The 24105-nt window shown below is 42.6% G+C and carries 24 protein-coding genes and 3 pseudogenes; 22 read left to right on the top strand and 5 right to left on the bottom strand.

The window, feature by feature from the left end; translation table 11 throughout:
- Positions 1-82 precede the first annotated feature (82 nt).
- The 4 genes from gyrB to dnaA are packed head-to-tail and all read right to left on the bottom strand — an operon-like array spanning position 83 to position 6113.
- The gene (gene gyrB / locus C9J38_RS16840; RefSeq protein ID WP_107208099.1) at positions 83-2500 is read right to left on the bottom strand and encodes a DNA topoisomerase (ATP-hydrolyzing) subunit B; all 2418 of its coding nucleotides are present in this window, start codon (positions 2498-2500) and stop codon (positions 83-85) included.
- 19 nt (positions 2501-2519) lie between these two features.
- Positions 2520-3602, bottom strand: coding sequence for a DNA replication/repair protein RecF (gene recF / locus C9J38_RS16835; protein ID WP_005372252.1), 1083 nt, complete (start codon positions 3600-3602; stop codon positions 2520-2522).
- Between the two features lie 2 nt (positions 3603-3604).
- On the bottom strand, positions 3605-4705 hold the full coding sequence (gene dnaN / locus C9J38_RS16830; RefSeq protein ID WP_005372253.1) for a DNA polymerase III subunit beta: 1101 nt from the start codon (positions 4703-4705) through the stop codon (positions 3605-3607).
- 1 nt (position 4706) lies between these two features.
- Positions 4707-6113 (bottom strand): chromosomal replication initiator protein DnaA, encoded by a 1407-nt coding sequence (gene dnaA, locus C9J38_RS16825; RefSeq protein ID WP_107208098.1) that lies wholly within the window; start codon positions 6111-6113, stop codon positions 4707-4709.
- Positions 6114-6602: 489 nt separating this feature from the next.
- Here dnaA and C9J38_RS16820 point away from each other — a divergent pair.
- From C9J38_RS16820 to mnmE, 9 genes and pseudogenes are all read left to right on the top strand, one after another.
- Positions 6603-6812, top strand: a pseudogene (locus C9J38_RS16820) (transporter substrate-binding domain-containing protein); the annotation flags it as partial.
- Positions 6813-6979: 167 nt separating this feature from the next.
- Positions 6980-7168, top strand: a pseudogene (locus tag C9J38_RS22075) (amino acid ABC transporter permease); the annotation flags it as partial.
- A gap of 53 nt (positions 7169-7221) precedes the next feature.
- Positions 7222-7449, top strand: coding sequence for a hypothetical protein (locus C9J38_RS16810; RefSeq protein WP_233217798.1), 228 nt, complete (start codon positions 7222-7224; stop codon positions 7447-7449).
- 204 nt (positions 7450-7653) lie between these two features.
- Positions 7654-7791 carry a 50S ribosomal protein L34 gene (gene rpmH / locus C9J38_RS16805; RefSeq protein WP_005372258.1) on the top strand — a complete coding sequence of 46 codons (138 nt, stop codon included), beginning with the start codon at positions 7654-7656 and terminating at the stop codon, positions 7789-7791.
- A 15-nt stretch (positions 7792-7806) separates the two neighbouring features.
- The gene (gene rnpA, locus C9J38_RS16800; protein WP_005372259.1) at positions 7807-8163 is read left to right on the top strand and encodes a ribonuclease P protein component; all 357 of its coding nucleotides are present in this window, start codon (positions 7807-7809) and stop codon (positions 8161-8163) included.
- The gene (yidD, locus tag C9J38_RS16795; RefSeq protein WP_083784444.1) at positions 8130-8387 is read left to right on the top strand and encodes a membrane protein insertion efficiency factor YidD; all 258 of its coding nucleotides are present in this window, start codon (positions 8130-8132) and stop codon (positions 8385-8387) included. The genes rnpA and yidD overlap by 34 nt, the downstream gene beginning before the upstream one ends.
- 2 nt (positions 8388-8389) lie before the next feature.
- On the top strand, positions 8390-10024 hold the full coding sequence (gene yidC / locus C9J38_RS16790; protein WP_107208097.1) for a membrane protein insertase YidC: 1635 nt from the start codon (positions 8390-8392) through the stop codon (positions 10022-10024).
- A 151-nt stretch (positions 10025-10175) separates the two neighbouring features.
- Positions 10176-10838, top strand: a pseudogene (gene yidC / locus C9J38_RS16785) (membrane protein insertase YidC); the annotation flags it as partial.
- Positions 10839-10951: 113 nt separating this feature from the next.
- Positions 10952-12319 carry a tRNA uridine-5-carboxymethylaminomethyl(34) synthesis GTPase MnmE gene (gene mnmE, locus C9J38_RS16780; protein WP_107208095.1) on the top strand — a complete coding sequence of 456 codons (1368 nt, stop codon included), beginning with the start codon at positions 10952-10954 and terminating at the stop codon, positions 12317-12319.
- A gap of 63 nt (positions 12320-12382) precedes the next feature.
- Here mnmE and C9J38_RS16775 read toward each other — a convergent pair whose 3' ends face one another.
- Positions 12383-12934, bottom strand: a complete 552-nt coding sequence (locus tag C9J38_RS16775) for a cobalamin adenosyltransferase (RefSeq protein ID WP_107208094.1) — start codon at positions 12932-12934, stop codon at positions 12383-12385.
- Positions 12935-13089: 155 nt separating this feature from the next.
- On the opposite strand from C9J38_RS16775, the gene C9J38_RS16770 reads away from it, so the two are divergent.
- From C9J38_RS16770 to atpH, 13 genes are all read left to right on the top strand, one after another.
- Positions 13090-14019, top strand: coding sequence for an ABC transporter substrate-binding protein (locus C9J38_RS16770; RefSeq protein ID WP_233218518.1), 930 nt, complete (start codon positions 13090-13092; stop codon positions 14017-14019).
- Positions 14012-15046, top strand: a complete 1035-nt coding sequence (locus C9J38_RS16765) for an iron ABC transporter permease (RefSeq protein ID WP_107208092.1) — start codon at positions 14012-14014, stop codon at positions 15044-15046. The genes C9J38_RS16770 and C9J38_RS16765 overlap by 8 nt, the downstream gene beginning before the upstream one ends.
- The gene (locus C9J38_RS16760) at positions 15043-15804 is read left to right on the top strand and encodes an ABC transporter ATP-binding protein (RefSeq protein WP_107208091.1); all 762 of its coding nucleotides are present in this window, start codon (positions 15043-15045) and stop codon (positions 15802-15804) included. Before C9J38_RS16765 ends, C9J38_RS16760 begins: the two co-directional genes overlap by 4 nt.
- Positions 15805-16179: 375 nt before the next feature.
- Positions 16180-16626 carry an FMN-binding protein MioC gene (gene mioC, locus C9J38_RS16755; protein WP_107208090.1) on the top strand — a complete coding sequence of 149 codons (447 nt, stop codon included), beginning with the start codon at positions 16180-16182 and terminating at the stop codon, positions 16624-16626.
- Between the two features lie 426 nt (positions 16627-17052).
- Positions 17053-18942 (top strand): tRNA uridine-5-carboxymethylaminomethyl(34) synthesis enzyme MnmG, encoded by a 1890-nt coding sequence (mnmG, locus tag C9J38_RS16750; RefSeq protein ID WP_107208089.1) that lies wholly within the window; start codon positions 17053-17055, stop codon positions 18940-18942.
- A 10-nt stretch (positions 18943-18952) separates the two neighbouring features.
- A complete protein-coding gene (gene rsmG / locus C9J38_RS16745) occupies positions 18953-19573 on the top strand; it encodes a 16S rRNA (guanine(527)-N(7))-methyltransferase RsmG (RefSeq protein ID WP_107208088.1) in 621 nt (206 codons plus the stop codon).
- A gap of 16 nt (positions 19574-19589) precedes the next feature.
- Positions 19590-20387 carry a ParA family protein gene (locus tag C9J38_RS16740; protein WP_105061258.1) on the top strand — a complete coding sequence of 266 codons (798 nt, stop codon included), beginning with the start codon at positions 19590-19592 and terminating at the stop codon, positions 20385-20387.
- Between the two features lie 8 nt (positions 20388-20395).
- Positions 20396-21295 carry a ParB/RepB/Spo0J family partition protein gene (locus tag C9J38_RS16735; protein WP_107208087.1) on the top strand — a complete coding sequence of 300 codons (900 nt, stop codon included), beginning with the start codon at positions 20396-20398 and terminating at the stop codon, positions 21293-21295.
- A 177-nt stretch (positions 21296-21472) separates the two neighbouring features.
- Positions 21473-21862 carry a F0F1 ATP synthase subunit I gene (locus tag C9J38_RS16730; RefSeq protein ID WP_107208086.1) on the top strand — a complete coding sequence of 130 codons (390 nt, stop codon included), beginning with the start codon at positions 21473-21475 and terminating at the stop codon, positions 21860-21862.
- A gap of 8 nt (positions 21863-21870) precedes the next feature.
- Positions 21871-22674 (top strand): F0F1 ATP synthase subunit A, encoded by an 804-nt coding sequence (gene atpB, locus C9J38_RS16725; RefSeq protein ID WP_107208085.1) that lies wholly within the window; start codon positions 21871-21873, stop codon positions 22672-22674.
- A 64-nt stretch (positions 22675-22738) separates the two neighbouring features.
- On the top strand, positions 22739-22996 hold the full coding sequence (atpE, locus tag C9J38_RS16720) for a F0F1 ATP synthase subunit C (protein WP_005372317.1): 258 nt from the start codon (positions 22739-22741) through the stop codon (positions 22994-22996).
- Positions 22997-23075: 79 nt separating this feature from the next.
- A complete protein-coding gene (atpF, locus tag C9J38_RS16715; protein ID WP_005372318.1) occupies positions 23076-23546 on the top strand; it encodes a F0F1 ATP synthase subunit B in 471 nt (156 codons plus the stop codon).
- 16 nt (positions 23547-23562) lie between these two features.
- Positions 23563-24096, top strand: coding sequence for a F0F1 ATP synthase subunit delta (gene atpH, locus C9J38_RS16710; RefSeq protein WP_045130846.1), 534 nt, complete (start codon positions 23563-23565; stop codon positions 24094-24096).
- Positions 24097-24105 lie beyond the last annotated feature (9 nt).

Below are 24105 nucleotides of genomic sequence, written 5' to 3'. Positions count from 1 at the left end.
TTAGTTAATATGAATAAATAAAAAACGCCGCTATCACTAGCGGCGTTTTTATTGAGCTTGAAAGCCAAACTATACGTTTGTGCTACACGTCAAGGTTAGCAACTTTCAGTGCATTCTCTTCGATGAAGTTACGACGAGGTTCAACCTGATCACCCATTAGACAGGTAAACAGTTCATCCGCTGCAACCGCATCATTGATCGTTACTTGCATCATGCGACGAGATTCAGGATCCATCGTTGTTTCCCAAAGCTGCTCTGGGTTCATTTCACCTAGACCTTTGTAGCGCTGTAGAGAAAGACCACGACGTGATTCTTTGTTCAGCCACTCCAACGCATCTTTAAAGCTTGAAACTGCTTGCTTACGCTCACCACGTTGAACAAATGCAGTATCATCAAGTAAACCGTTTAATGCTTCAGAAAGATCAGCGATCTTCGCGTACTCTTTTGAATTCAGTAAATCAAAGCTGAGCAAGTATTCGTGATCAACACCGTGAGTACGAACCACAACTTTAGGTAGGTACACATTGTTTTCTTCATCACGGATGACTTCGAAGCTGTACTGACTTTCACCAGATTGTTTAGCATTAAGTGCAGCAATCAATGGTGTTAACCATGCTTCTACTTGTGCTTCTTCAGCCATCATCTCTGTACTTAAACGAGGTTGGTATACAAACTCATTTAACATCAATGATGGGTAGCGACGACTCATACGCTCAATTAACTTCATACCTGCATTATATTGAGTAACAAGACTTTCTAATGCTGTACCCGTCATTGCTGGTGCGCCATCATTGGCAAACAATGATGCGTTATCCAGTGCCAATGTCGTTTGGTACTGGTTCATATCTTCATCATCTTTAATGTATTGCTCTTGCTTACCTTTCTTCACTTTGTAAAGTGGTGGCTGAGCAATATAAATGTGACCACGTTCGATCAGCTCTGGCATTTGACGGTAGAAGAAGGTCAATAGTAGCGTACGAATGTGCGAACCATCGACGTCGGCATCGGTCATGATGATGATGTTGTGGTAACGCAGTTTATCTGGGTTGTACTCGTCACGACCAATACCACAGCCCATTGCCGTGATAAGTGTTGCCACTTCTTGTGAAGACAGCATCTTGTCGAAACGGGCTTTTTCTACGTTAAGGATCTTACCTTTAAGCGGTAGGATTGCCTGATTTTTACGGTTACGTCCCTGCTTGGCTGAACCGCCAGCAGAGTCCCCTTCCACAATGTAAAGTTCAGATACTGCAGGATCTTTTTCCTGACAATCTGCAAGTTTACCAGGAAGACCTGCTAAATCTAATGCGCCTTTACGACGTGTCATTTCACGGGCTTTACGTGCCGCTTCACGCGCGCGTGATGCATCAATGATTTTGCTACATACGGTTTTAGCATCACTTGGGTTTTCTAATAAGAATTCCGCCAGCTTTTCGTTCATTGCAGATTCAACAGCCGCTTTGACTTCACTTGAAACTAGCTTATCTTTGGTCTGGCTAGAGAACTTAGGATCCGGCACTTTAACAGAAACAACTGCAGTTAAACCTTCACGTGCATCATCACCCGATGTCGCTGCTTTCGCTTTCTTCGAGTAGCCTTCTTTATCCATGAACGAGTTCAGCGTACGTGTTAACGCACCACGGAACCCCGCTAAGTGCGTACCACCATCACGTTGAGGGATGTTGTTCGTAAAGCAGTAAATATTTTCTTGGAAACCATCGTTCCACTGCATCGCAACTTCAACTGAGATACCGTCATCACGCTCACTATCAAAGTGGAAAACCTTCGGATGAATTGGCGTTTTGTTACGGTTTAAGTGCTCTACGAATGCGCGAATACCACCTTCATACATGAAGTGATCTTCTTTACCTTCTTCACGCTCATCACTTAAGTTGATTGATACGCCAGAGTTTAGGAATGAAAGCTCACGTAAACGCTTTGCTAGAATATCGTAGTGGAATTCAATATTGGTAAAGGTGTCTTCACTTGGCCAAAAGCGGATTCGTGTACCGGTTTTTTCAGTATCACCGATCACAGCCAATGGCGCATCAGGTACACCATGACGGTACACTTGTTGGTAAATGTGGCCACCACGTTGAATAGTTAGCTCTACTTTTTCAGATAAGGCGTTAACAACTGATACACCTACACCGTGTAGACCACCTGATACTTTGTAAGAGTTATCATCGAACTTACCACCGGCGTGAAGTACCGTCATGATAACTTCTGCTGCTGATACACCTTCTTCTTCATGCATCTCGGTTGGAATACCACGACCGTCATCGCTTACCGATACCGAACCATCTTCATGGATAGTAACAATGATATCTTCACAGTGACCAGCAAGAGCTTCATCGATAGAGTTATCGACAACCTCAAAAACCATGTGGTGCAAGCCAGTACCATCATCGGTATCACCGATGTACATTCCTGGGCGCTTACGTACCGCATCGAGGCCTTTAAGCACCTTAATGCTTGATGAATCGTAATTATTGGACATTGAGTTACTCTCGCTTTAATTATCCTGCGGTTATTTTACCGTGTTCCACATGGAACAACTTGCCATTTTCATCAAGCATATCGGCAACTTGATCGTCACTAATAGCACTGATAAAGACTTGGGCGTTCGTTTCCTTTAATCGTTGCGCTAGCAACGCTCGCCTGTGGCTATCCAATTCGGAAGCAAAATCATCAATAAGGTAAATACATTGTTTGCCAGTCGCTTCTGTAAGATGTAAACCTTGCGCTAAGCGCAAAGCACACACCATCAATTTCAGTTGTCCACGAGACAACACGTCCTCAACAGGCGTACCGGCAACCTTTATCCGTAAATCAGCTTTGTGTGGCCCACTTACGGTATAGCCGAGTTGGCAATCACGTTCAAAATTGCGCTGCAACAACTCAGCATAAGGTGTTTCTTTTTCCCAGCCTCGGTAAAAGCCGAGTTGAATATCAAATTCAGGGAGAAAAACCTGAAATATCTCTGCGGCTTTTTCTTTTACCGCAGAAATGTAATCTTTACGCCATACACTTATTTCTTCTGCCAATAAGGCAAGCTCTTGATCCCAGTAACTGAGCTCTCGATAACTGCGGGCAGTTTTTAATAAGGCATTACGTTGTTTGGTTAATCGCTTTAAGCGCGCCCATGCATGATAGAACTTAGGTTCAACATGAAACACACCCCAATCGATAAACGCTCGGCGGTATTTAGGACCGCCGATTAATAAATCAAATCCTTCAGGGGTTATCAACTGTAATGGCAAAATCTGCGCAAGTTGTGCCAATTTTTGATTGGACTCCCCTGCTATTTTAACGTCAGTTGTCCCATCACGTTTTTTGTTGATCCCAATCGGCAGCATTAACTGGGTTTGGTTATCAACTACTCGACCATGAATAAACAGCTCGGCCTGTTCATGACGGATCACTCTGCTCGTTAAGTGGCTACGGAACGAACGCCCATGACCTAAGTAATGGATAGCTTCCAATACACTGGTTTTGCCACTACCGTTAGCACCCACTAAAAAGTTAAAACCAGCAGCTAATGCTAAATCACACGATGCAATATTACGAAAGTCATGCACCATCAAACGAGTAAGTGCCATACCTATAGTCTGATAGGCATCACCACATACATGGCTTCATCGTTAGTGGCATCTTCAATTAACGACGGCGCATTAGCATCAGATAATGACAAACGAACTTGATCGCATTTAAGGGTGTTTAATACATCCAACACATAGCTCACGTTAAAACCAATTTCTAAGCTATCGCCTTGGTAATCAACATCAAGAAACTCTTCCGCTTCTTCTTGCTCTGGGTTGTTTGCGGTAATACGCATCTCACCATTAGACAAGTTAACCCGCACACCACGGAATTTTTCGTTTGATAAAATCGCCGCACGAGCAAATGCATTACGCATCTCTTCACAGCCAGCTTCAACAAACTTAGTGCTATTTTGTGGCATAACGCGACGATAATCAGGGAAACGTCCATCAACTAATTTAGATGTGAAGACAAAGTTGTTCACTGTCGCACGAATATTTGAATTACCAATTTGAATGTTGACTAACGATTCGGGGTTATCAAATAGACGAACCAACTCTAATACCCCTTTACGCGGTACGATAATTTGCTTCGTTGGTAATTCATGACCTGTATCAATCGCACACACCGCCATACGGTGGCCGTCAGTTGCGACTGATCGTAAATGCTGACCATCAGTTTCAAACAACATACCATTTAAGTAGTAACGAACATCTTGGTTAGCCATTGAAAACTGCGTGCTATCAATCAGCTGACGCATACGGCCTTGTTCAAGCGTAAATTCAACTTCGCTTTGCCAATCTTCAATATTTGGGAAATCAGCAGCAGGCAGTGTGGTTAATGTATAACGGCTACGGCTTGAACGAATAAGTACGCGATCACCTTCGTAACTCACCGAGATAGTGGCATTACTTGGTAAACCACGACAAATATCGAGGAACTTACGAGAAGGTACAGTAACCGTACCGGATTCATAATCCCCTTCAAGGGCAACCTTGGCGATAAGTTCAACTTCAAGATCGGTACCCGTCATCGACAAGCAACCATCTTCTACTTTCAACAAGATATTACCTAAAATCGGCAATGATGGACGACCACCAAGTGCCGCAGCAACTTGTTGTAAAGGCTTTAATAAATATTCGCGTTCGACGGTAAATTTCATATCAAGACGACAATGTTCTAATTAGGTTTGAATAATCTTCTTTAATATCGTGGCTCTCTTCACGCAGTTGCTCGATCTTACGGCAAGCATGAAGCACGGTAGTATGATCGCGACCACCAAAAGCATCACCGATCTCAGGAAGACTGTGGTTGGTCAATTCTTTTGCCAGTGCCATTGCCATCTGACGAGGACGTGCAACACTGCGAGAACGACGCTTAGACAACATATCTGCCATCTTTATTTTATAGTATTCAGCAACAGTCTTCTGAATATTATCTATCGTGACCAGCTTTTCTTGCAGTGCTAGTAAGTCACGCAATGCTTCACGAACAAAATCAATCGTGATCGCACGACCTGTGAAGTTTGCATTGGCAATAACACGGTTCAATGCCCCTTCTAATTCGCGGACATTTGAACGAAGACGCTTAGCAATAAAGAACGCCACTTCATCAGCCAGACGAATATTATGATCTTCCGCCTTCTTCATTAAAATAGCAACGCGTGTTTCAAGCTCTGGCGGCTCAATTGCCACCGTTAAGCCCCAACCAAAACGTGATTTTAATCGATCCTCAACCCCGTTAATTTCACGCGGGTAACGATCTGAAGTCAGAATGATTTGCTGATTACCTTCTAATAACGCATTAAAGGTATGGAAGAACTCTTCTTGAGAACGCTCTTTATTAGCAAAGAATTGAATATCATCAATCAATAATGCATCAACGCTACGGTAATAACGTTTAAACTCTTCAATCGCATTATTTTGTAAAGCTTTGACCATATCCTGCACAAAACGTTCTGAATGCATGTAAACCACTTTGGCGTTCGGTTTACGGTTAGCAATCGCATTACCGACCGCATGCAATAGGTGCGTTTTACCTAACCCGGTACCGCCATATAAAAACAATGGATTATACGCCGCTCCCGGATTATCAGATACCTGACGACACGCCGCTAAACCTAACTGGTTAGATTTACCTTCAACAAAATTATTAAAATTATGTTTTGGGTTGACGTTAGAACGGTATCCACCAGGCGATTCATTTTGCACCGGAGAAGGCGCAGACGCTGGCTCATGGTGGACGGCTGGTTGAGGTTCTACTTCAGGTTTTGATTTTGGCAAAGTAAAAACAGGAGGCGCAACTGGCTGCGGCGGTGCTGCAACAGGTTTGCTCCCAACTTCAAAATGCAGGCTCGGTGCATCTGCACCACAAAACTCATTAAGTAGACGATTGATGTTATTAAGATATTTATCGCGAACCCAATCTAATACAAATCGATTAGGAGCAAATAATGTCAAAGTATGATCATTTAATTCAGCCTGAAGCGGACGTAGCCACATACTGAATTCTGTCGCAGGGAGTTCTTCTTGAAGGCGTTGAAGGCACTGCAACCATAGCGAAGATGACAAGGTAGACTCCACACTGAATAAACAAAACATAAAAGGAAGATAATTTTATACTCGCTGAACAAGGATCACCAGTAAAGAGATCGCAGATCCAGTGAATAAGATCGAACTTATGCACATAGATCGCACAACAAGATGTAAGATCAGCACAAATTAACCCACCATTACCCACAGCTATATTAACACAGCTAGCACAAAGATAAGTCTTTCATTCCCCGTTTAATGCTATTTTTACTTAAGAATGACCATTTTATCATCGCCAATTATCATCCACAGGGAAAAGTTTTCATTGTGGGTAACCTTTTCTATCAATTTCCTCGCTCAGACAGACAAAAAAGACATGATGACACACGGTAATATGCTAGCAATTAAACAAATAGTTATTTCAGATAGCTGTTAATTATTATTTAGTGCCAAGACAGAATTGATTACGCACATAAAACACGACGAATAAAAGGTAAATATCGAATAAAAAATGGGATTACACCGACCATGGTTGCCACTACACGGGTTGCATGTTCTACCACCAGCGTTATGGCAGAAACTATGGTAAAAGTCGGTATGTCAGGACGTTATTTCCCTTTTACATTTGTTAGTAACGACAAATTACAGGGATTTGAAGTCAACCTATGGAATGAGATAAGTCAACGTAATGACTATAAGGTTAAATTTGTTATCGCGAGTTTCTCTGGATTGTTTGGACAATGATAAACAGGGCGTATTGATACTATTTCAACCAAAGGGCTTGATAACAATACCAACCCAATAATAATCACGACCCCACCATTGATAGTTTAGCCCAATAGTGGCTCTCTCTTATCTTTCATTCCATCAGCACAACGGATCATCATTATGGGTTTTGATTTTAATTTTTACTTGGTTACGGCTTACCTCAGATCATACCAAGCTTGGTCGGGCTAGATGCATTTAGCGCAGCCGTGATGAGTCTTAGCCTGCATTATGCCGCTTACATGTCTGAAAGTATTCGTGCTGCAATTATAATAGGGGGTGATCGAAACCAACGCTTATCCAGCAGAGCTCTTAGGCGGTTAACAACAACGTATTAGCATTGGTCAAGCAATGGTATTAGACGCTGAATGATTGTTACTTGATGAGCCAACATCAGTGTTGGATCCCCCTATGGGTAAATGAAGTATTAAGCTTGATCAATCAATTAGCGCAACAACAGCAAACCATGTTGATCGTTACTCATAAATTACAGTTTTCCCGTGAAGTCGCCGATAGCGTGATCGTCATCGCTGACGGCGAATTTGTCGAGCAAGGACCACCACACCAGATCTTCAGTCAACCTAAGGATCTACGGCCACAAGCGTTCTGAACACAAATTGAGATCCAACAAGGATCCTTGAACTTCGGCTAATAAAAAGTATAATGCAGCGCCCGTTGCCAGTTACACGTATATTTATTGACTCTTTGTTAGTCAGTGATTACAATTCCGCCTCTTTGTTAGAGGTGTTTGACTAATTTAAGTCAAAGACTGGTAACACACTTAAAAACTGATCAGTTAATTTAAGGTAACAAAATGTCTAAACGTACTTTCCAACCAACTGTTCTTAAGCGTAAGCGTACTCACGGTTTCCGTGCTCGCATGGCTACTAAGAACGGTCGTGCAACAATCAATGCACGTCGCGCTAAAGGCCGTAAGCGTCTTTCTAAGTAATCATCGACGATTATTTTGAAGAACTACGCTTTTTCTCGGGAGTTACGCTTGTTAACTCCCGAACATTATAAAACTGTCTTCCAGCAAGCTCATCGTGCTGGCTCTCCTCACTTAACTATTCTTGCCCGTTCTAACGAACTAAACTGCCCCCGTCTTGGTCTGGCTGTTCCAAAAAAACAGATTAAAACTGCTGTAGATAGAAATCGCTTTAAACGCATTGTGCGTGAAAGTTTTCGTCTGAAACAACATCAGCTTCCAGCAAAAGACTTCGTAGTGATTGCAAAGAAATCAGCTAACGAGTTGAGCAACGAAGAACTCTTCAAGTTGTTAGATAAGTTATGGCATCGCCTGTCTCGCCCTTCGCGTGGCTAGTCGTTGGACTAGTCCGCTTTTACCAAATGGCAATCAGTCCTCTCCTTGGGCCACGATGTCGTTTCACTCCGACCTGCTCTCAATATGCGATCGAAGCTGTAAAAACGCATGGAGCGCTAAAAGGTTGTTGGTTAGCGGCGAAACGTCTATTAAAATGTCATCCTTTAAATGACGGTGGTTACGACCCCGTTCCGCCTACTAAGCATAACGACAGAGAACATTAACTATGGGTTCCCAACGTAATATTCTGTTAATTGCCCTACTTTTTGTCTCATTCTTATTATTTCAACAATGGAATGCTGACAAAACCCCTAAGCCTCAAAGCCAAGGTGTAGCGCAACAATCGACACAAAACAGTGATATCCCGTCACATTCTGCTGAAGGTCAGCCTCTAACTGATCAAACTAGCTCACAAAACTTAATTACCATAAAAACGAATGTACTGGAATTAACAGTCGATACGCTTGGTGGTGATGTAGTTGATGCTAAGCTGCTAAAATACAACAACACACTCGATTCAAAAGACCCGTTTGTACTGCTTAATGATACAGATGGTCATGAATACATTGCACAATCAGGTTTAATCGGCCCGAATGGTGCTGATTCTCAACAAGGTGGCCGTGCGCAATACAGCGTAACAGCAAAAGACTTTGTAATGGGTCCTGATCAAAATGAATTACGTGTACCGATGACATTTACTAAAGATGGCATCAATTACACTAAAACATTTGTTCTTAAGCGTAATGATTACGCTGTTAACGTTGATTACACCGTTGCGAACAACACTGATAAAGCAGCAAGCGTGCAGATGTATGCACAGCTTCGTCATAAGCTAAGTGATTCAGGCGGTAGCCTAACTATGCCTACTTACCTTGGTGGCGCATATTCTGCAAACGATACTAAGTACAAGAAATACAGTTTCGACGACATGAAGGAGAAGAACCTTGATGTTGCTGCGAACGAAGGTTGGGTTGCTATCATGCAACACTACTTTGTTTCTGCTTGGATCCCACGCGATGGCGCAGATCAAACGTCTCAAGTTTACTCTACAACTAGCAACGGTAACGGCTATATTGGTGTACGCATGCCAATCGAAACAATTGCACCTGGTAAGAGTAAAGAAATCAAAGCAACACTTTGGGTCGGCCCTAAGCTACAAAACGAAATGGCTGCAACGGCGAAGAACCTTAACCTAACAGTTGATTACGGTTGGTTATGGTTCATTGCTAGCCCGCTACACAAGCTATTATCATTTATCCATAGCCTTGTGGGTAACTGGGGTATTGCAATCATCATCCTAACGTTTATCGTTCGTGGTGCGATGTATCCACTAACAAAAGCGCAATACACGTCGATGGCTAAAATGCGTATGCTTCAGCCTAAGATCCAAGCAATGCGCGAACGTCTAGGTGATGACCGTCAACGTCAAAGCCAAGAGATGATGGAACTGTACAAGAAAGAGAAAGTTAACCCACTGGGTGGCTGTCTTCCTATCTTACTACAGATGCCAATCTTCATTGCACTGTACTGGGCATTAATGGAATCGGTTGAATTGCGTCACGCGCCATTCTTCGGTTGGATCCATGACTTGTCAGCACAAGACCCGTACTACGTGCTACCTATCTTAATGGGTATCACTATGTTCTTTATCCAGAAGATGAGTCCGTCAACAGTGACAGACCCTATGCAGCAGAAGATCATGACCTTTATGCCGGTTATGTTTACTTTCTTCTTCCTGTTCTTCCCTTCAGGTCTAGTACTTTACTGGTTAGTGTCAAACATCGTTACACTGATCCAGCAAACGATTATTTTCCGTGCCCTTGAGAAAAAAGGCTTACACAGCAGTAAAAAAGCGAAGTAATCTTCTCTAGCACTAAAAAGGCGACCCTCGGGTCGCCTTTTTTATTTGCATTACTCGGACTTTAGTACGAATATTATTGGTTAAAATTTAATCTTTCTATGGCAGAGCCCGGCACGACATTATGAATCCAGATTTAAATACAGCAGCACTCCCTGATTACGGTTGGTCATCATTTATCGCCACTCCCTTACATGAGCTTCTTGCCTTCATTCATGGCATCGTGGGTAACTGGGGCGTCGCCATCATTATTCTAACGTTGATTGTCCGTGGCTTAATGTATCCACTAACTAAAGCGCAATACACATCAATGGCTAAGATGCGTATGCTGCAACCGAAAATCCAAGCGATGCGTGAGCGTTTCGGCGACGACCGCCAACGTCAAAGCCAAGAGATGATGGCGCTGTACAAGAAAGAGAAAGTTAACCCATTGGGTGGCTGCTTACCTTTGCTAATACAAATGCCCATTTTTATTGCGCTTTATACCGTATTGAATCTATCTACAGAGCTGCGTAACGCGCCCTTTTTTGGGTGGATCCAAAACTTATCAGCGCAAGACCCATACTATGTACTGCCGATTTTAATGGGTATCACTATGTTCTTTATCCAAAAGAATAACCCCTCTACCGTCACTGATCCCATGCAACAGAAAATCATGACGTTTATGCCGGTAATATTCACGGTTTTCTTCTTGTACTTCCCTGCTGGACTTGTGCTGTACTGGTTAACCTCCAATATTGTCACCTTGATCCAACAAACCATTATTTTCCGTAAATTAGAACAGCAGGGCTTACATAGTCGAAAAAAGACGAAGTAAGAGAATATTTGCACTGAGGTGGCTTTTTAGCCACCTTTTTTATTTGCCTAATTAGGTGTTACACGCAACACTAGTTTACAATTCCCCTGTTTTTATCAAGCAAAGCCAAGATTATGAATCAACACATCGATACTATCGTCGCTCAAGCGACACCGCCGGGTCGTGGTGGCGTCGGCATCATCCGCGTTTCAGGTCCTAAAGCCAAAGAGGTTGCGCTTGCTGTTGCAGGTCGCGAACTGAAAACGCGTTACGCTGAATACCTTCCTTTTAAAAATGAAGATGGCACCGCACTGGATCAAGGCATCGCCCTCTTTTTTAAAGGCCCTAACTCATTTACTGGCGAAGATGTGTTGGAACTCCAAGGTCATGGTGGCCCTGTACTGATGGATATGATGATCCGTCGTATCTTAAAAATTGACGGGATCCGTGCTGCACGTCCTGGTGAGTTCTCAGAGCGCGCCTTTATGAACGATAAGCTCGATTTAGCGCAAGCAGAAGCGATTGCCGACTTAATTGATGCAAGCTCTGAAGAAGCGGCAAAGAGTGCGTTTAAATCACTGCAAGGGGCATTCTCAACCAAAGTAAATGAACTGGTTGAAGCCTTGATCCATTTACGTATTTTTGTAGAAGCAGCAATTGATTTCCCAGAAGAAGAAATTGATTTTCTTTCTGATGGTAAAGTCGGTGGTGATTTAAATGGCATTATCGAGCGCTTAAATGCAGTACGTAAAGAAGCCAACCAAGGCGCAATTATGCGTGAAGGCATGAAAGTCGTCATTGCGGGTCGCCCTAATGCAGGTAAATCTAGCCTGTTGAATGCTCTATCTGGTAAAGATAGCGCGATTGTGACAGATATTGCAGGTACGACTCGTGACGTATTGCGTGAGCATATCCACATTGATGGCATGCCACTGCACATTATTGATACCGCAGGTTTGCGTGAAGCCTCTGATGAAGTAGAGCGCATTGGTATTGAACGTGCGTGGGATGAAATTGAGCATGCTGATCGCGTTCTGTTTATGGTTGATAGCACCACGACAGATGCGACCGATCCCAAAGAGATCTGGCCTGATTTCATTGAACGTCTGCCGGCTGATATGGGTTTAACTGTGATTCGTAACAAAGCAGAGCTTACCGGTGAACAAGCGGGTATCTGTCATGCCAATAATCCAACCTTAATTCGATTATCAGCACGTACAGGCGATGGCGTAGATGCCCTACGTGAACACCTAAAACAATGTATGGGTTTCTCTGGCACCACTGAAGGCGGCTTTATGGCTCGCCGTCGTCACTTAGATGCCCTAGAGCGTGCCGCTGAGCACCTCGATATTGGTAAAGAGCAGCTTGAAGGCTTTATGGCAGGTGAAATTCTTGCTGAAGAGTTACGTCTTGCTCAACAACACTTAAGTGAGATCACCGGTGAATTTACATCGGATGATTTACTCGGTCGTATCTTTACCTCGTTCTGTATTGGTAAGTAAATACTAACCATTGATAACAGAAACAAGAAAACGTCATATATCTTTGATATATGACGTTTTTTATTATTTTTTATCTTCACTTTTCGGCGCTTTAGGATAATTAATACTGATATATTCTGGCTCTTCAATACCCGCTTGTTGGTTTAATACTCGGGTCAATGCAAAATAGTAGTTCACTAACAAGTTAGTAAAGCGCGGTAAGGTCTCTGGTACATTTTTACCCGAAGCGTCCACTAACACTAATTGACGAACCACTTTCTTCGCTAAACTTCGACATTGATGCAACAGCACAACCGAACCAACACCACGAGGCAAAACAAAGCGTTTATTGTTATCCGTCACCTGATCTCGGAAATGGTGGTAATCCGATTTGAGTTTCTCGATATCAGTTTCAAAAATCCCACATTTTCCCCGAATAGAACCATTGAGATGGAACAGATGTGGCTGTAACCATGCTAATGATTGGCGGATCTCCCCCTCTTCAAGTTGAGATAATGCCAGCCCTGTATAGGTGCATAATTCATCGGTTAGAATTTCAAAATCACACAGGGGGGAGTCTTCAAATATAAAGGGATAAGCCAGCTCATCAATATCACCTGAGAACTTTAATGTCATTGGTACCACCTTAAGATAACGAATCCTGCGATATTAACAGAGTGATACACGACTGTAATTGACAGCATAATCAAAATCGCTAACTATGAGCGCCATCTTTTGTTCGCCCAAGGAAGAGCGACAAGCAGCCTTTATCATGCTTTTCGATGACTATTATGCGCCAATTTTTTCATGCTTTTTCTCTGTGCACCGCTTTACTACTCAACAGCCCAAGTTATGCTGAACAAGCAACAACCTACCCGCTTACAGTAATGGATGCGACCCAAAAAATGGTCTCTCTCAACAACCCACCATTGCGTGTATCATCAAAAAGTATGTTCAGTGATCAGGTATTAATTGAATTACTACCAGCTCATCAAATCACAAGCTTAAGTCGATTAAGTAACGATCCGACTTACTCTTTGATCGCTAATAAATTACCGACAACAATCCCACTATTGGATCTGAATATTGAACGCACTATCGCTAACCAACCTGATTTACTGATTGCAGCCAATTGGAGCGACCAACAAAAAGTGAATATCCTGCGTCAAGCAGGTATCAATGTTTTTGTATTTAATACCGTATATACATTAGCTGATATTGAAAAAAACATTCTCATGTTAGGTAAATTAGTTAATCAAAACCAACGCGCTCAGCAGTTAGTCGAGACGATGGATCGTAAATTAAAACAACACGTCATCATTCCCAAGCACCGACTTACCGCCGTTGAATACACCCCATGGGGCGCATCAAGCAACCGCCAATCAACCATTAATACCATTTTTGAGCAAGCAGGCTTAATCAATGTCATTGCTGCAACCCAAGGGGATAAATACGGTCAAGTACCACTGGCAAAAGAGCAGTTATTACTTATCAATCCTGATGTCATTATTGTTCCTGGAACCTGTGGTAAAGATACCAATGATAGCAGTAACACCTTTCGTCAGGAGTTATTAAACGATCCCTCACTGCAACAATTAAACGCCATAAAACACCACAAAGTGATCTGTTTGCCTCAAGCACTACGTTCAACAGATAGCCAGTATATTGTTGATGCCATTATCTATTTAAACCATCGCGTTTATGGCAAACCTCATGCCTAAATTAGCAACTTCCTATCAGTGGTTACTGACGAGCGTCATCTTTATTATTACTGTTATAGCGTATCTCAGCTTAGGCTCTGTCTCTATCCCAATAACAGATATCACAGGTCTGCTACATACTTATCTCGTCCAAGGTAGCCACGCAGCAGCGGAGCAATATCCACTCGCCAATGCTATCGTGCTCCATATTCGCCTCCCCCGTGCTTGTGCCGCCATATTAGCGGGTGGTGCATTAGCCCTTGCTGGTGCTTGTAGCCAAGGATTATTTAAAAACCCCTTGGCCAGCCCTGATATTTTAGGGATCAGTGCCGGTAGCAGCTTTGCTGCTGTTATCGCCATCGTCACAGGGATCAGTGCCACAGCTATAGGTTGGCTACCTCTTTTCACGACTATTGGTGCACTTACTAGCGCTTTATTGGTGTATATGCTCGCGGCTAAATCTCACCAACAAGGACTCTTTATCATCTTGGCAGGTCTCGCAGTATCAAGCTTGCTAGGAGGCTTAACCATGGGCGTATTACTGACCGCACAACAATATGAGATCAGCGAGTTTGTCTTCTGGACAATGGGAGGATTAGACTCTCGCATCTGGCAACAGTTGCTATGGCCCACACCGATCATTGTTATTGCAGCAATCGTGCTGTTACGCCATGGCCAAGTTTTAAACTTGCTGGCTTTAGGTGAACAAAATGCCCATGGTATGGGCGTTAATGTCAGGCGCAGCCGATTCACATTACTGGTATTAACCACCGTACTCACCGCAATGGCTATTGCGGTAGCAGGCCCGATTGGCTTTATCGGCTTAATCGTACCGCATTTGGTTCGCCTTCTTTTAGGACCAGATAATCGACGGTTACTGCCATTTTCAGCTATTTTCGGCGCTTTATTTTTATTACTGTGCGATCTTCTAGCGCGAACCGTGATCGCTCCCAATGAATTGAAAACAGGGATCATTACCGCCGTGATTGGTGGCATTTATTTTATTGCCCTATTGATCCGTAGTCAGTACCAAGGGATAGCCCAATGAATACGATCATTCAAGCCAAACACCTTTCTTTTCAGCAAGGAAACAAGCCGTTATTAACCGATATCAATTTCACAATTGGCGCAGGTGAACTGGTTGGGATTATTGGTCCAAATGGTGCAGGAAAAAGTACATTATTAAAGTGTTTAGCGGGCTATTTGACGCCGTCATCTGGCGAGATATTTCTCAAAGAAAAACCACTTTCCAGTTATCGTCACCAACAACGTGCACAGCACATGAGTTATCTCCCCCAACATACAGAGCCAGCGTTCGCTTTTTTAGTCAAAGATGTAATTGGTTACGGCCGCTATAGCCACAACGACCCAATAAGTGACAAAGAGTTTAATAGAATCATCCATCAATTAAACATTGAAAAACTATTAAATCAACCACTTAATCAACTATCGGGAGGAGAACAACAACGCGTACACTTTGCTCGTCTATTACTTCAAAACGCTGATTGTATGTTACTGGACGAGCCCACAGCCAGCCTAGATATCGGCCATGAATCTGAGTTAATGAATATCCTCGCAGCGCAATGCCAACAAGGCAAAACGGCGCTGGTGGCCATTCACAACCTCAATACTGCACTTGAGTTCTGCGATCAGTTATTACTTTTACAGCAGGGTGAATTAATTGCCTTTAATACGCCAGATAACGTATTAACTCCTTCTCGATTACATCAGTTATACCAAGATAACATCACGATTTGTCGCCACCCAACATCCGATAAACTTTATCTGACGCCACGAAGAAAATAGATCCTTTCTTTACATCATAAAACGATAGGATCGACCTGTTTGTTATGATCATAAGCCTGTGATTAAAATATCAAGATCGTGTGGGTAAGATCATTAGTGATATATTATCCACAACAGTATGATCTCCAATCTAAGATCATCTATCTACTTTATAACTCGACCTTTTCTTATAAAATACCCACATATTTTCCTCTTAATTAAGACTTAATTTGCTGGTGGATATCAGTTAGCCATAGATAAGTGAATAAAATGGCGATAACCTACAGCAAAGAATATCTAATTGATGATAAAAATCATCGAAATTAACAATCAACACGAGCTAGATCTTTGCTAATTCAAAGGCTCTAGCTTTTTCTATCTATATAAAGGATAACTATGAGCTCACTTAGCCTTATTACCGGTAGTACTTTAGGTGGCGCTGAATATGTCGCCGATCATTTAGCAGAATTGCTCGAAGATAATGGCCACCAAGCTGAAGTCATCAATCAAGCAGAGTTTTCAGAGCTCGATCAAGACACTATCTGGCTAATCATTTGCTCAACTCACGGTGCTGGCGACTATCCTGATAACTTTTTGCCATTTGTAGAGCAACTCACTCAACAACAACCCACACTGAGCGGTGTTAAATTTGCTGTCATTGGGCTTGGTGATAGTAATTACGATACCTTCTGTGCGGCAGGTAAGAAAATAGAAGGATTATTACTTTCTTTAGGTGCAAACCAGATCGGTGAACGTCTTGATATTGATGTTTCAGAGACACCAGTGCCTGAAGAGCCTGCTGAAGCATGGTTTAATAACTGGAAAAACTTAATTACTGATTAAAAAACCATCAATAGTTACTCAGTTTCCAGCTTATTTCGATCTTTTTTCTGTGGATAACTATAGATCTAAACGGTGATCAACCCATAGTTATCCATTTAATAACTTATATGACTTCCTCCCCCTGTGCATAAGTGGCTTTTTTGATCCCAGCCTATACACGATCAGATCCAAGCTCCTGCACAAGAAATGATCCTTCTTAAATACATGATCATTAGGATCATTTGTCGGTTATCCACACGATCGTACGATCCTAATAGTAGATCTAATAGAAGATCTCTTTAAAAAGATCTTATATATATTTAAAGAGCGTAATTAAACTGATCAAATGATCTTGATGAAATATTCTCTCTTGCACAGAAAAAGGATAGAATGTCCGCCCTTTGCTCGAGTTAACTCACTGGCTATTTAAATACCTGAGGAAGTTCCATGTTTTACCAGGAAAAATTTGATGTCATCGTTGTGGGTGGTGGTCATGCAGGCACAGAAGCCGCATTGGCAGCAGCCCGAATGGGACAAAAAACCTTACTGTTGACCCATAATATCGATACGTTGGGCCAAATGTCGTGCAACCCAGCTATTGGCGGGATCGGGAAAGGACACCTGGTTAAAGAAGTTGATGCCCTTGGTGGATTAATGGCGCAAGCCATTGATAAAGGTGGTATTCAATTTCGTACACTGAACTCATCGAAAGGTCCTGCAGTACGTGCGACTCGTGCTCAAGCAGACCGCGCATTATACAAAGCAGCTGTTCGTAACGTATTAGAAAACCAAGAAAATCTAATGATTTTCCAACAAGCCGTCACTGATTTAATTGTTGAAAATCACCGTGCTGTTGGTGTTGTAACGGAAATGGGCTTAAAGTTTCACGCCAAAGCCGTTGTGTTAACTGTTGGTACTTTCCTTGGTGGTAAGATCCACATTGGTATGGAAAACTACAGTGGCGGACGTACTGGTGATCCTGCATCGAATGCCCTCGCGGATCGTCTACGCGAATTACCATTACGTGTTGATCGCTTAAAAACAGGTACTCCTCCACGTATTGATGCGCGCAGTGTTGATTTCAGTGTGCTTGAAGAGCAGCACGGTGATAACCCGACACCAACATTTTCATTTATGGGTAAGTCGTCGGATCATCCACGTCAAATCCCATGTTTTATTACTTACACCAATGAACGCACACATGAAGTGATCCGCAATAATTTGGATCGTAGCCCAATGTATGCCGGTGTTATTGAAGGAATTGGTCCACGTTACTGTCCTTCGATTGAAGATAAAGTGATGCGTTTTGCAGATAAAAATAGTCACCAGATCTTCATTGAGCCGGAAGGCTTAACGACAAATGAATTATATCCAAACGGGATCTCCACCAGCTTACCGTTTGATGTACAAATGCAAATTGTTCGTTCAATGAAAGGCTTTGAGAACGCAACCATTATGCGTCCAGGTTATGCGATTGAATATGATTTCTTTGACCCTCGCGATCTAAAACAAACCTTCGAAAACAAATATATCGATGGTCTGTTCTTTGCAGGACAAATTAACGGTACGACAGGTTACGAAGAAGCGGCAGCACAAGGCTTAATGGCGGGTATGAACGCCGCGCTTCAAGTTCAAGATAAAGAAGGCTGGAGTCCTCGTCGTGATCAAGCATACATGGGCGTATTGATTGATGATCTATCAACGATTGGTACTAAAGAACCATACCGTATGTTTACTTCTCGTGCCGAATACCGCTTATTGCTTCGTGAAGACAATGCTGATTTACGCTTAACCCCAATGGGTCGTGAGTTTGGTTTAGTTGATGATGCTCGCTGGTCTCGTTTCAATCAAAAAATTGAAAATATGGAACTTGAACGTCAACGTCTGAAAGATATTTGGATCAATCCAAAATCGGATCATGTTGATGAATTAAACAAAATTCTTAAAGCGCCGATCGCTCGTGAAGCGAGTGGTGAAGATCTTCTTCGTCGTCCTGAAGTGACTTACGAACAACTGACAAGTATCGAAACATTTGCACCAGCGCTTGACGATATTGAAGCGCGTGAGCAAGTTGAGATCCAGGTGAAATACCAAGGTTATATTGATCGTCAGCGTGATGAAGTTGAAAAATCCCTGCGTCATGAAACTACTAAGCTGCCATTTGATATTGATTACAGCAATGTTAAAGGCCTATCGAATGAAGTAGTGGTAAAACTTAATGATGCAAAACCTGAATCAATTGGTATGGCATCACGTATTTCAGGTATTACCCCTGCTGCGATTTCGCTGTTATTGGTTTATTTGAAAAAACACGGCTTATTAAAAAAAGGCGAATAAGGGCTAAACAATGAAACAACGATTAGTACAACTTATCGCCCAAACTGAACTGCAGGTCACAGAACAGCAACTTGACCAGCTGATCGGTTATGTAGAACTGCTGCACAAATGGAATAAAGCGTATAATCTGACGTCAGTCCGTGATCCTAACGAAATGTTAGTTAAACATATTATGGATAGTATTGTCGTCAGCCAGTATTTAGATGGCGCTAGTTACATTGATGTTGGAACAGGACCGGGACTGCCAGGTATTCCGTTGGCGATTATGTGTCCTGATAAATCATTTACCTTGTTAGATAGCTTAGGTAAACGCATCCGTTTTATTCGCCAAGTGATCCATGAGCTAAAAATTACCAATGTGACGCCAGTACAAAGTCGCGTTGAAGAGTTTGAAGCCGGTGATGGCTTTGATGCAGTGTTAAGTCGTGCGTTTGCTTCAATGGCCGATATGGTTAACTGGTGCCATCATCTACCAAAATCAGGTGGTCATTTCCTCGCATTGAAAGGCCAATATAACGAGCAAGAAGCGGCAGAACTGCCTGAATGGTGCTCAGTTATAGAAGTGAAATCTTTACAGGTTCCTGATTTAGAAGGTGAGCGTCATCTAGTAGTCTTGACGGCAAAGGATTAATTGTTGAGGTTTTCTTGTGGGAAGAATCATAGCGGTAGCAAATCAAAAAGGTGGTGTGGGTAAAACCACCACCTGTGTAAATTTAGCAGCATCCTTGGCTGCAACCCAACGTAAAGTATTAGTGGTTGATCTTGATCCACAAGGTAATGCAACCATGGCCAGTGGGGTTGATAAATACCAAGTTGATGCCACCGCTTATGATCTTTTGGTCGAGGAAACGCCATTTAATGACGTTGTTATAAAAGAAACGACGGGGGGCTATCATTTGATAGCCGCTAATGGTGATGTCACTGCTGCTGAAATAAAGTTGATGGAAGTGTTTGCCCGTGAAGTGCGTCTACGTACTGCACTTGCCAAGGTTCGTGATGACTACGACTATATTTTTATTGACTGTCCCCCTTCGCTAAACTTACTCACCATTAATGCTATGACAGCGGCGGATTCCGTATTAGTGCCGATGCAATGTGAGTATTTTGCTCTTGAAGGCTTAACAGCATTAATGGATACCATTAGCAAGTTAACAGCGGTGGTGAATAGTGAACTTAAAATAGAAGGTTTACTGCGCACCATGTTTGATCCTCGGAATAGATTAGCTAACGAAGTCTCTCAACAGCTGAAAAAACACTTTGGTGACAAAGTGTATCGTACCGTTATTCCACGCAATGTCCGTTTAGCAGAAGCGCCAAGCCATGGTCGTCCTGCGATGTATTACGATAAGTATTCTAGTGGCGCTAAAGCCTATTTAGCGCTCGCGGGTGAAATGATTCGTCGTGATGAATTAGCATTACAAACGGTGACTTCTGAGGACGCATAAGGCTTTTCATGAATTTTAATAAACGTGGTTTAGGCAAAGGCCTTGATGCCTTGCTTTCTACCAGTGCAGTCGCACAAGCTAAGCAACAAACCCATCAACAAACAGCACTTTCGACTTCAAACAATGACAGTGAATTACGGGACCTTGCGATTGAACTGCTGCAATCAGGTCAGTTCCAGCCGCGTAAATCGATGGCTGATGATACGCTTGCGGAGCTTGCTGAATCGATTCAAGCCCAAGGGATCATTCAACCTATTGTTGTTCGACGTTTAGCTGATCAACGTTTTGAAATTATTGCCGGTGAGCGTCGTTGGCAAGCGGCTAAAATCGCAGGATTAACGACGGTGCCTTGTTTGGTTAAAAGCGTTGATGATCGCGCGACAATTGCTATTGCGTTGATTGAAAATATTCAACGTGAAGATCTCAATGTAATAGAAGAAGCGGTGGCTTTAGCACGACTACAGCAAGAGTTTTCACTGACTCACCAGCAAATTGCTGAAGCGGTCGGAAAATCACGTGCTGCCGTCTCTAACTTATTGCGTTTAAACCAGTTAAGCGAGCCTGTTAAACAATTAGTGGAGCAGAAAAAACTCGAAATGGGTCATGCAAGGGCTTTATTATCCTTAGATGAAACACAACAGTTAGCTGTAGCACAAAAAATTGTCAATAATTTGTTAACTGTGCGTGAAACTGAAAAACTGGTTAAAACACTTTTAAATCCATCAATACCTAAAGTGCCTGCATCACAAAGTGAACATGTTGTTTTATTACAAAACAGGCTAACTGAGCAATTAGGCACTAAGGTGGCGATTAATCAAACTAAAAGTGGCAAAGGAAAAATCGTTATTAACTTTGAACAGCAAGACAAGTTAGAGCAAATTCTTGCAATTCTCGATAATAAAATGTGATGTTAGAGCTGCAATTTTTGTTAAAAAAATAACATCATCGTGATCAAGTTAGAGTGTTGTAAAATCTAACTGTTTTTTTTGCTGCTATTTGATTGCAATCAATCTAATGAGCCGTATAATTTTCGCTGTTTTCCCAAGCACGGATTGTGTAAAGGAATGGACTCGAGGAACGAATACATGGTATCGACGCTAGCTAAACCGGGACGCCAACTGGCAAAACGGTTGTTGTTACTACAATCTGGCGTCGTGATAGCAACGGCATTAACGGCAGTTTTTGCTGTCAATGTTGACTGGGGAATCTCTGCATTGATTGGCGGTGGCATCTTTGTTATTGCCAATACTGTCTTCGCGATGTGTGCCTTCATGTTTAGTGGTGCTAGGAATGCACGGCTAGTCATGGCGTCATTTTATGGCGGAGAAGTGCTTAAAATTCTTATCACAGTCATCCTTTTTGCCATTGCTTACCTGTATATGGGAGTGGAACTTGTTCCTCTCAAACTAACCTATTTGCTGGCCCTTGGTATTAATATTTTTGGACCGGTTTTATTCATTAACAACAACAAATAGGATGAGTTATGGCTGCGCAAGGTGAAGCGCTAACGTCTGCAAGTTATATCACTCACCACTTGACCAACTTATCAACCGATAAATTGGGCTTAGTGAGTGAAGGTAGCTTTTGGGCGGTAAACATAGATAGCCTTATCTTCTCTGTTTTGACCGGTTTAGCTTTTCTATGGCTATTTCGTTCAGTAGCGAAGAAGGCATCATCAGGAGTTCCAAGTAAAGTACAATGTTTTGTCGAAATGGTTGTTGAATTCGTTGATACCAACGTCAAAGATACTTTCCATGGCCGCAATCCACTTGTAGCTCCGTTAGCACTAACTATTTTCTGCTGGATTTTACTGATGAATATCATGGACCTTGTGCCTATTGATTTCATTCCGTATGCCGCACAAAGTATCGGGATCCCTTATATGAAAGTGGTTCCAAGTGCTGACGTTAACATCACCATGGCAATGGCGCTAGGCGTGTTCGCATTGATGATTTACTACAGCATCAAAGTGAAAGGTCTTGTCGGTTTTGCTAAAGAACTGGCTCTTCACCCGTTCAATCACCCTATCATGATCCCGTTTAACCTTCTTCTTGAAGTGGTATCGCTATTAGCGAAGCCTATTTCACTAGGTATGCGTTTATTCGGTAACATGTTTGCAGGTGAGGTGGTGTTTATCCTAATCGCGGCACTAATGCCGTGGTGGGCTCAATGGCTAGGCTCGGTACCGTGGGCTATTTTCCACATTCTGGTCATTACAATTCAAGCTTTCGTATTCATGATGTTAACTATCGTGTACCTGTCTCAGGCACATGAAGACAATCATTAACGATTTTTTGTAACATTTTTTATTATATTGGCGTTTTGCCGACAACTATAAACTGGAGATAGTGATGGAAACTTTACTAAGCTTTTCTGCAATTGCCGTGGGCATCATTGTAGGTCTTGCTTCCCTTGGTACAGCGATCGGCTTCGCACTTCTAGGTGGTAAATTCCTTGAGGGTGCTGCACGTCAACCTGAAATGGCTCCAATGCTTCAAGTTAAGATGTTCATCATCGCTGGTCTACTTGATGCGGTACCAATGATCGGTATCGTAATCGCGCTGCTATTCACATTCGCAAACCCATTTGTTGGTCAGCTAGCTGGTTAATAAATCGTAATGTCAGCTTGTTTCAAGCTGACATTAAGTAGCAAATGGACTCTAGCAACCCTTTTAAAGGAGATGCGTTGTGAATATGAATGCAACTTTGCTGGGTCAAGCTATCGCTTTCTTCCTCTTCGTGGTGTTCTGCATGAAATATGTATGGCCACCGATTATGGAAGCGATTGAAGAACGTCAGAAAAAAATTGCTGACGGCTTGGCTGCCGCAGATCGCGCAGCTAAAGACCTTGACCTTGCACAAGCGAATGCTTCTGATCAACTAAAAGAAGCGAAACGCGCTGCGAGCGAGTTGATCGAGCAAGCAAACAAGCGTAAAGCTCAAATTATCGATGAAGCGAAAACGGAAGCACAAACTGAGCGCGAGAAAATCCTTGCGCAAGGTATGGCTGAAATTGAAGCGGAACGTAATCGTGCTCGTGATGAGTTAAGAAAACAAGTTGCAACTCTAGCTGTGATTGGTGCTGAGAAGATCATTGAGCGCTCCATTGATGTGGATGCTCAAGCCGATATTCTTAACAAAGTCACTGCAGAACTGTAATTAAAGGGGCAAGCATATGTCACAAATGACTACAATCGCACGCCCCTACGCTAAAGCAGCTTTTGACTTTGCGGTCGAGACGAACCAACTAGCTCAGTGGGCAGAAATGCTGAACTTTGCCAGTGAAGTAGCAAAAAATGACACTATGCAGGATGTACTGGATAGCGGATTTGCTGCGGATAAGCTAACTGAAATTTTTGTTTCAGTATGCGGTGAGCAACTCGATGAATTCGGTCAAAACCTTCTAAAGGTGATGGCTGAAAATGGACGCCTTAAGGCGCTACCTGATGTCTGTGATGAATTCATGCTGATGAAACATGAGCATGAGCACACCATCGAAGCGACAGTAATTTCTGCTATTGCTTTAGATGATAATCAACTAGATGCCATTAGCGTGAAACTTGAGCAGCGTTTAGCGCGTAAAGTTATGCTGACTTGCAGTGTAGACGAGACCCTGATTGCCGGGGTTGTAATTAGAGCTGGAGACCTTGTTATCGATAACTCTGTACGGGGCAAATTGAACCGTCTGAGCGATACTTTGCAGTCTTGATTTGGGGAA

The sequence above is a fragment of the Photobacterium sp. GB-210 genome (assembly GCF_003026075.1).
In the GTDB taxonomy this organism is placed as follows: domain Bacteria; phylum Pseudomonadota; class Gammaproteobacteria; order Enterobacterales; family Vibrionaceae; genus Photobacterium.
The sequence above is the reverse complement of the archived record's forward strand: the minus strand, read 5'-3'. Positions and strand labels throughout refer to the sequence as shown.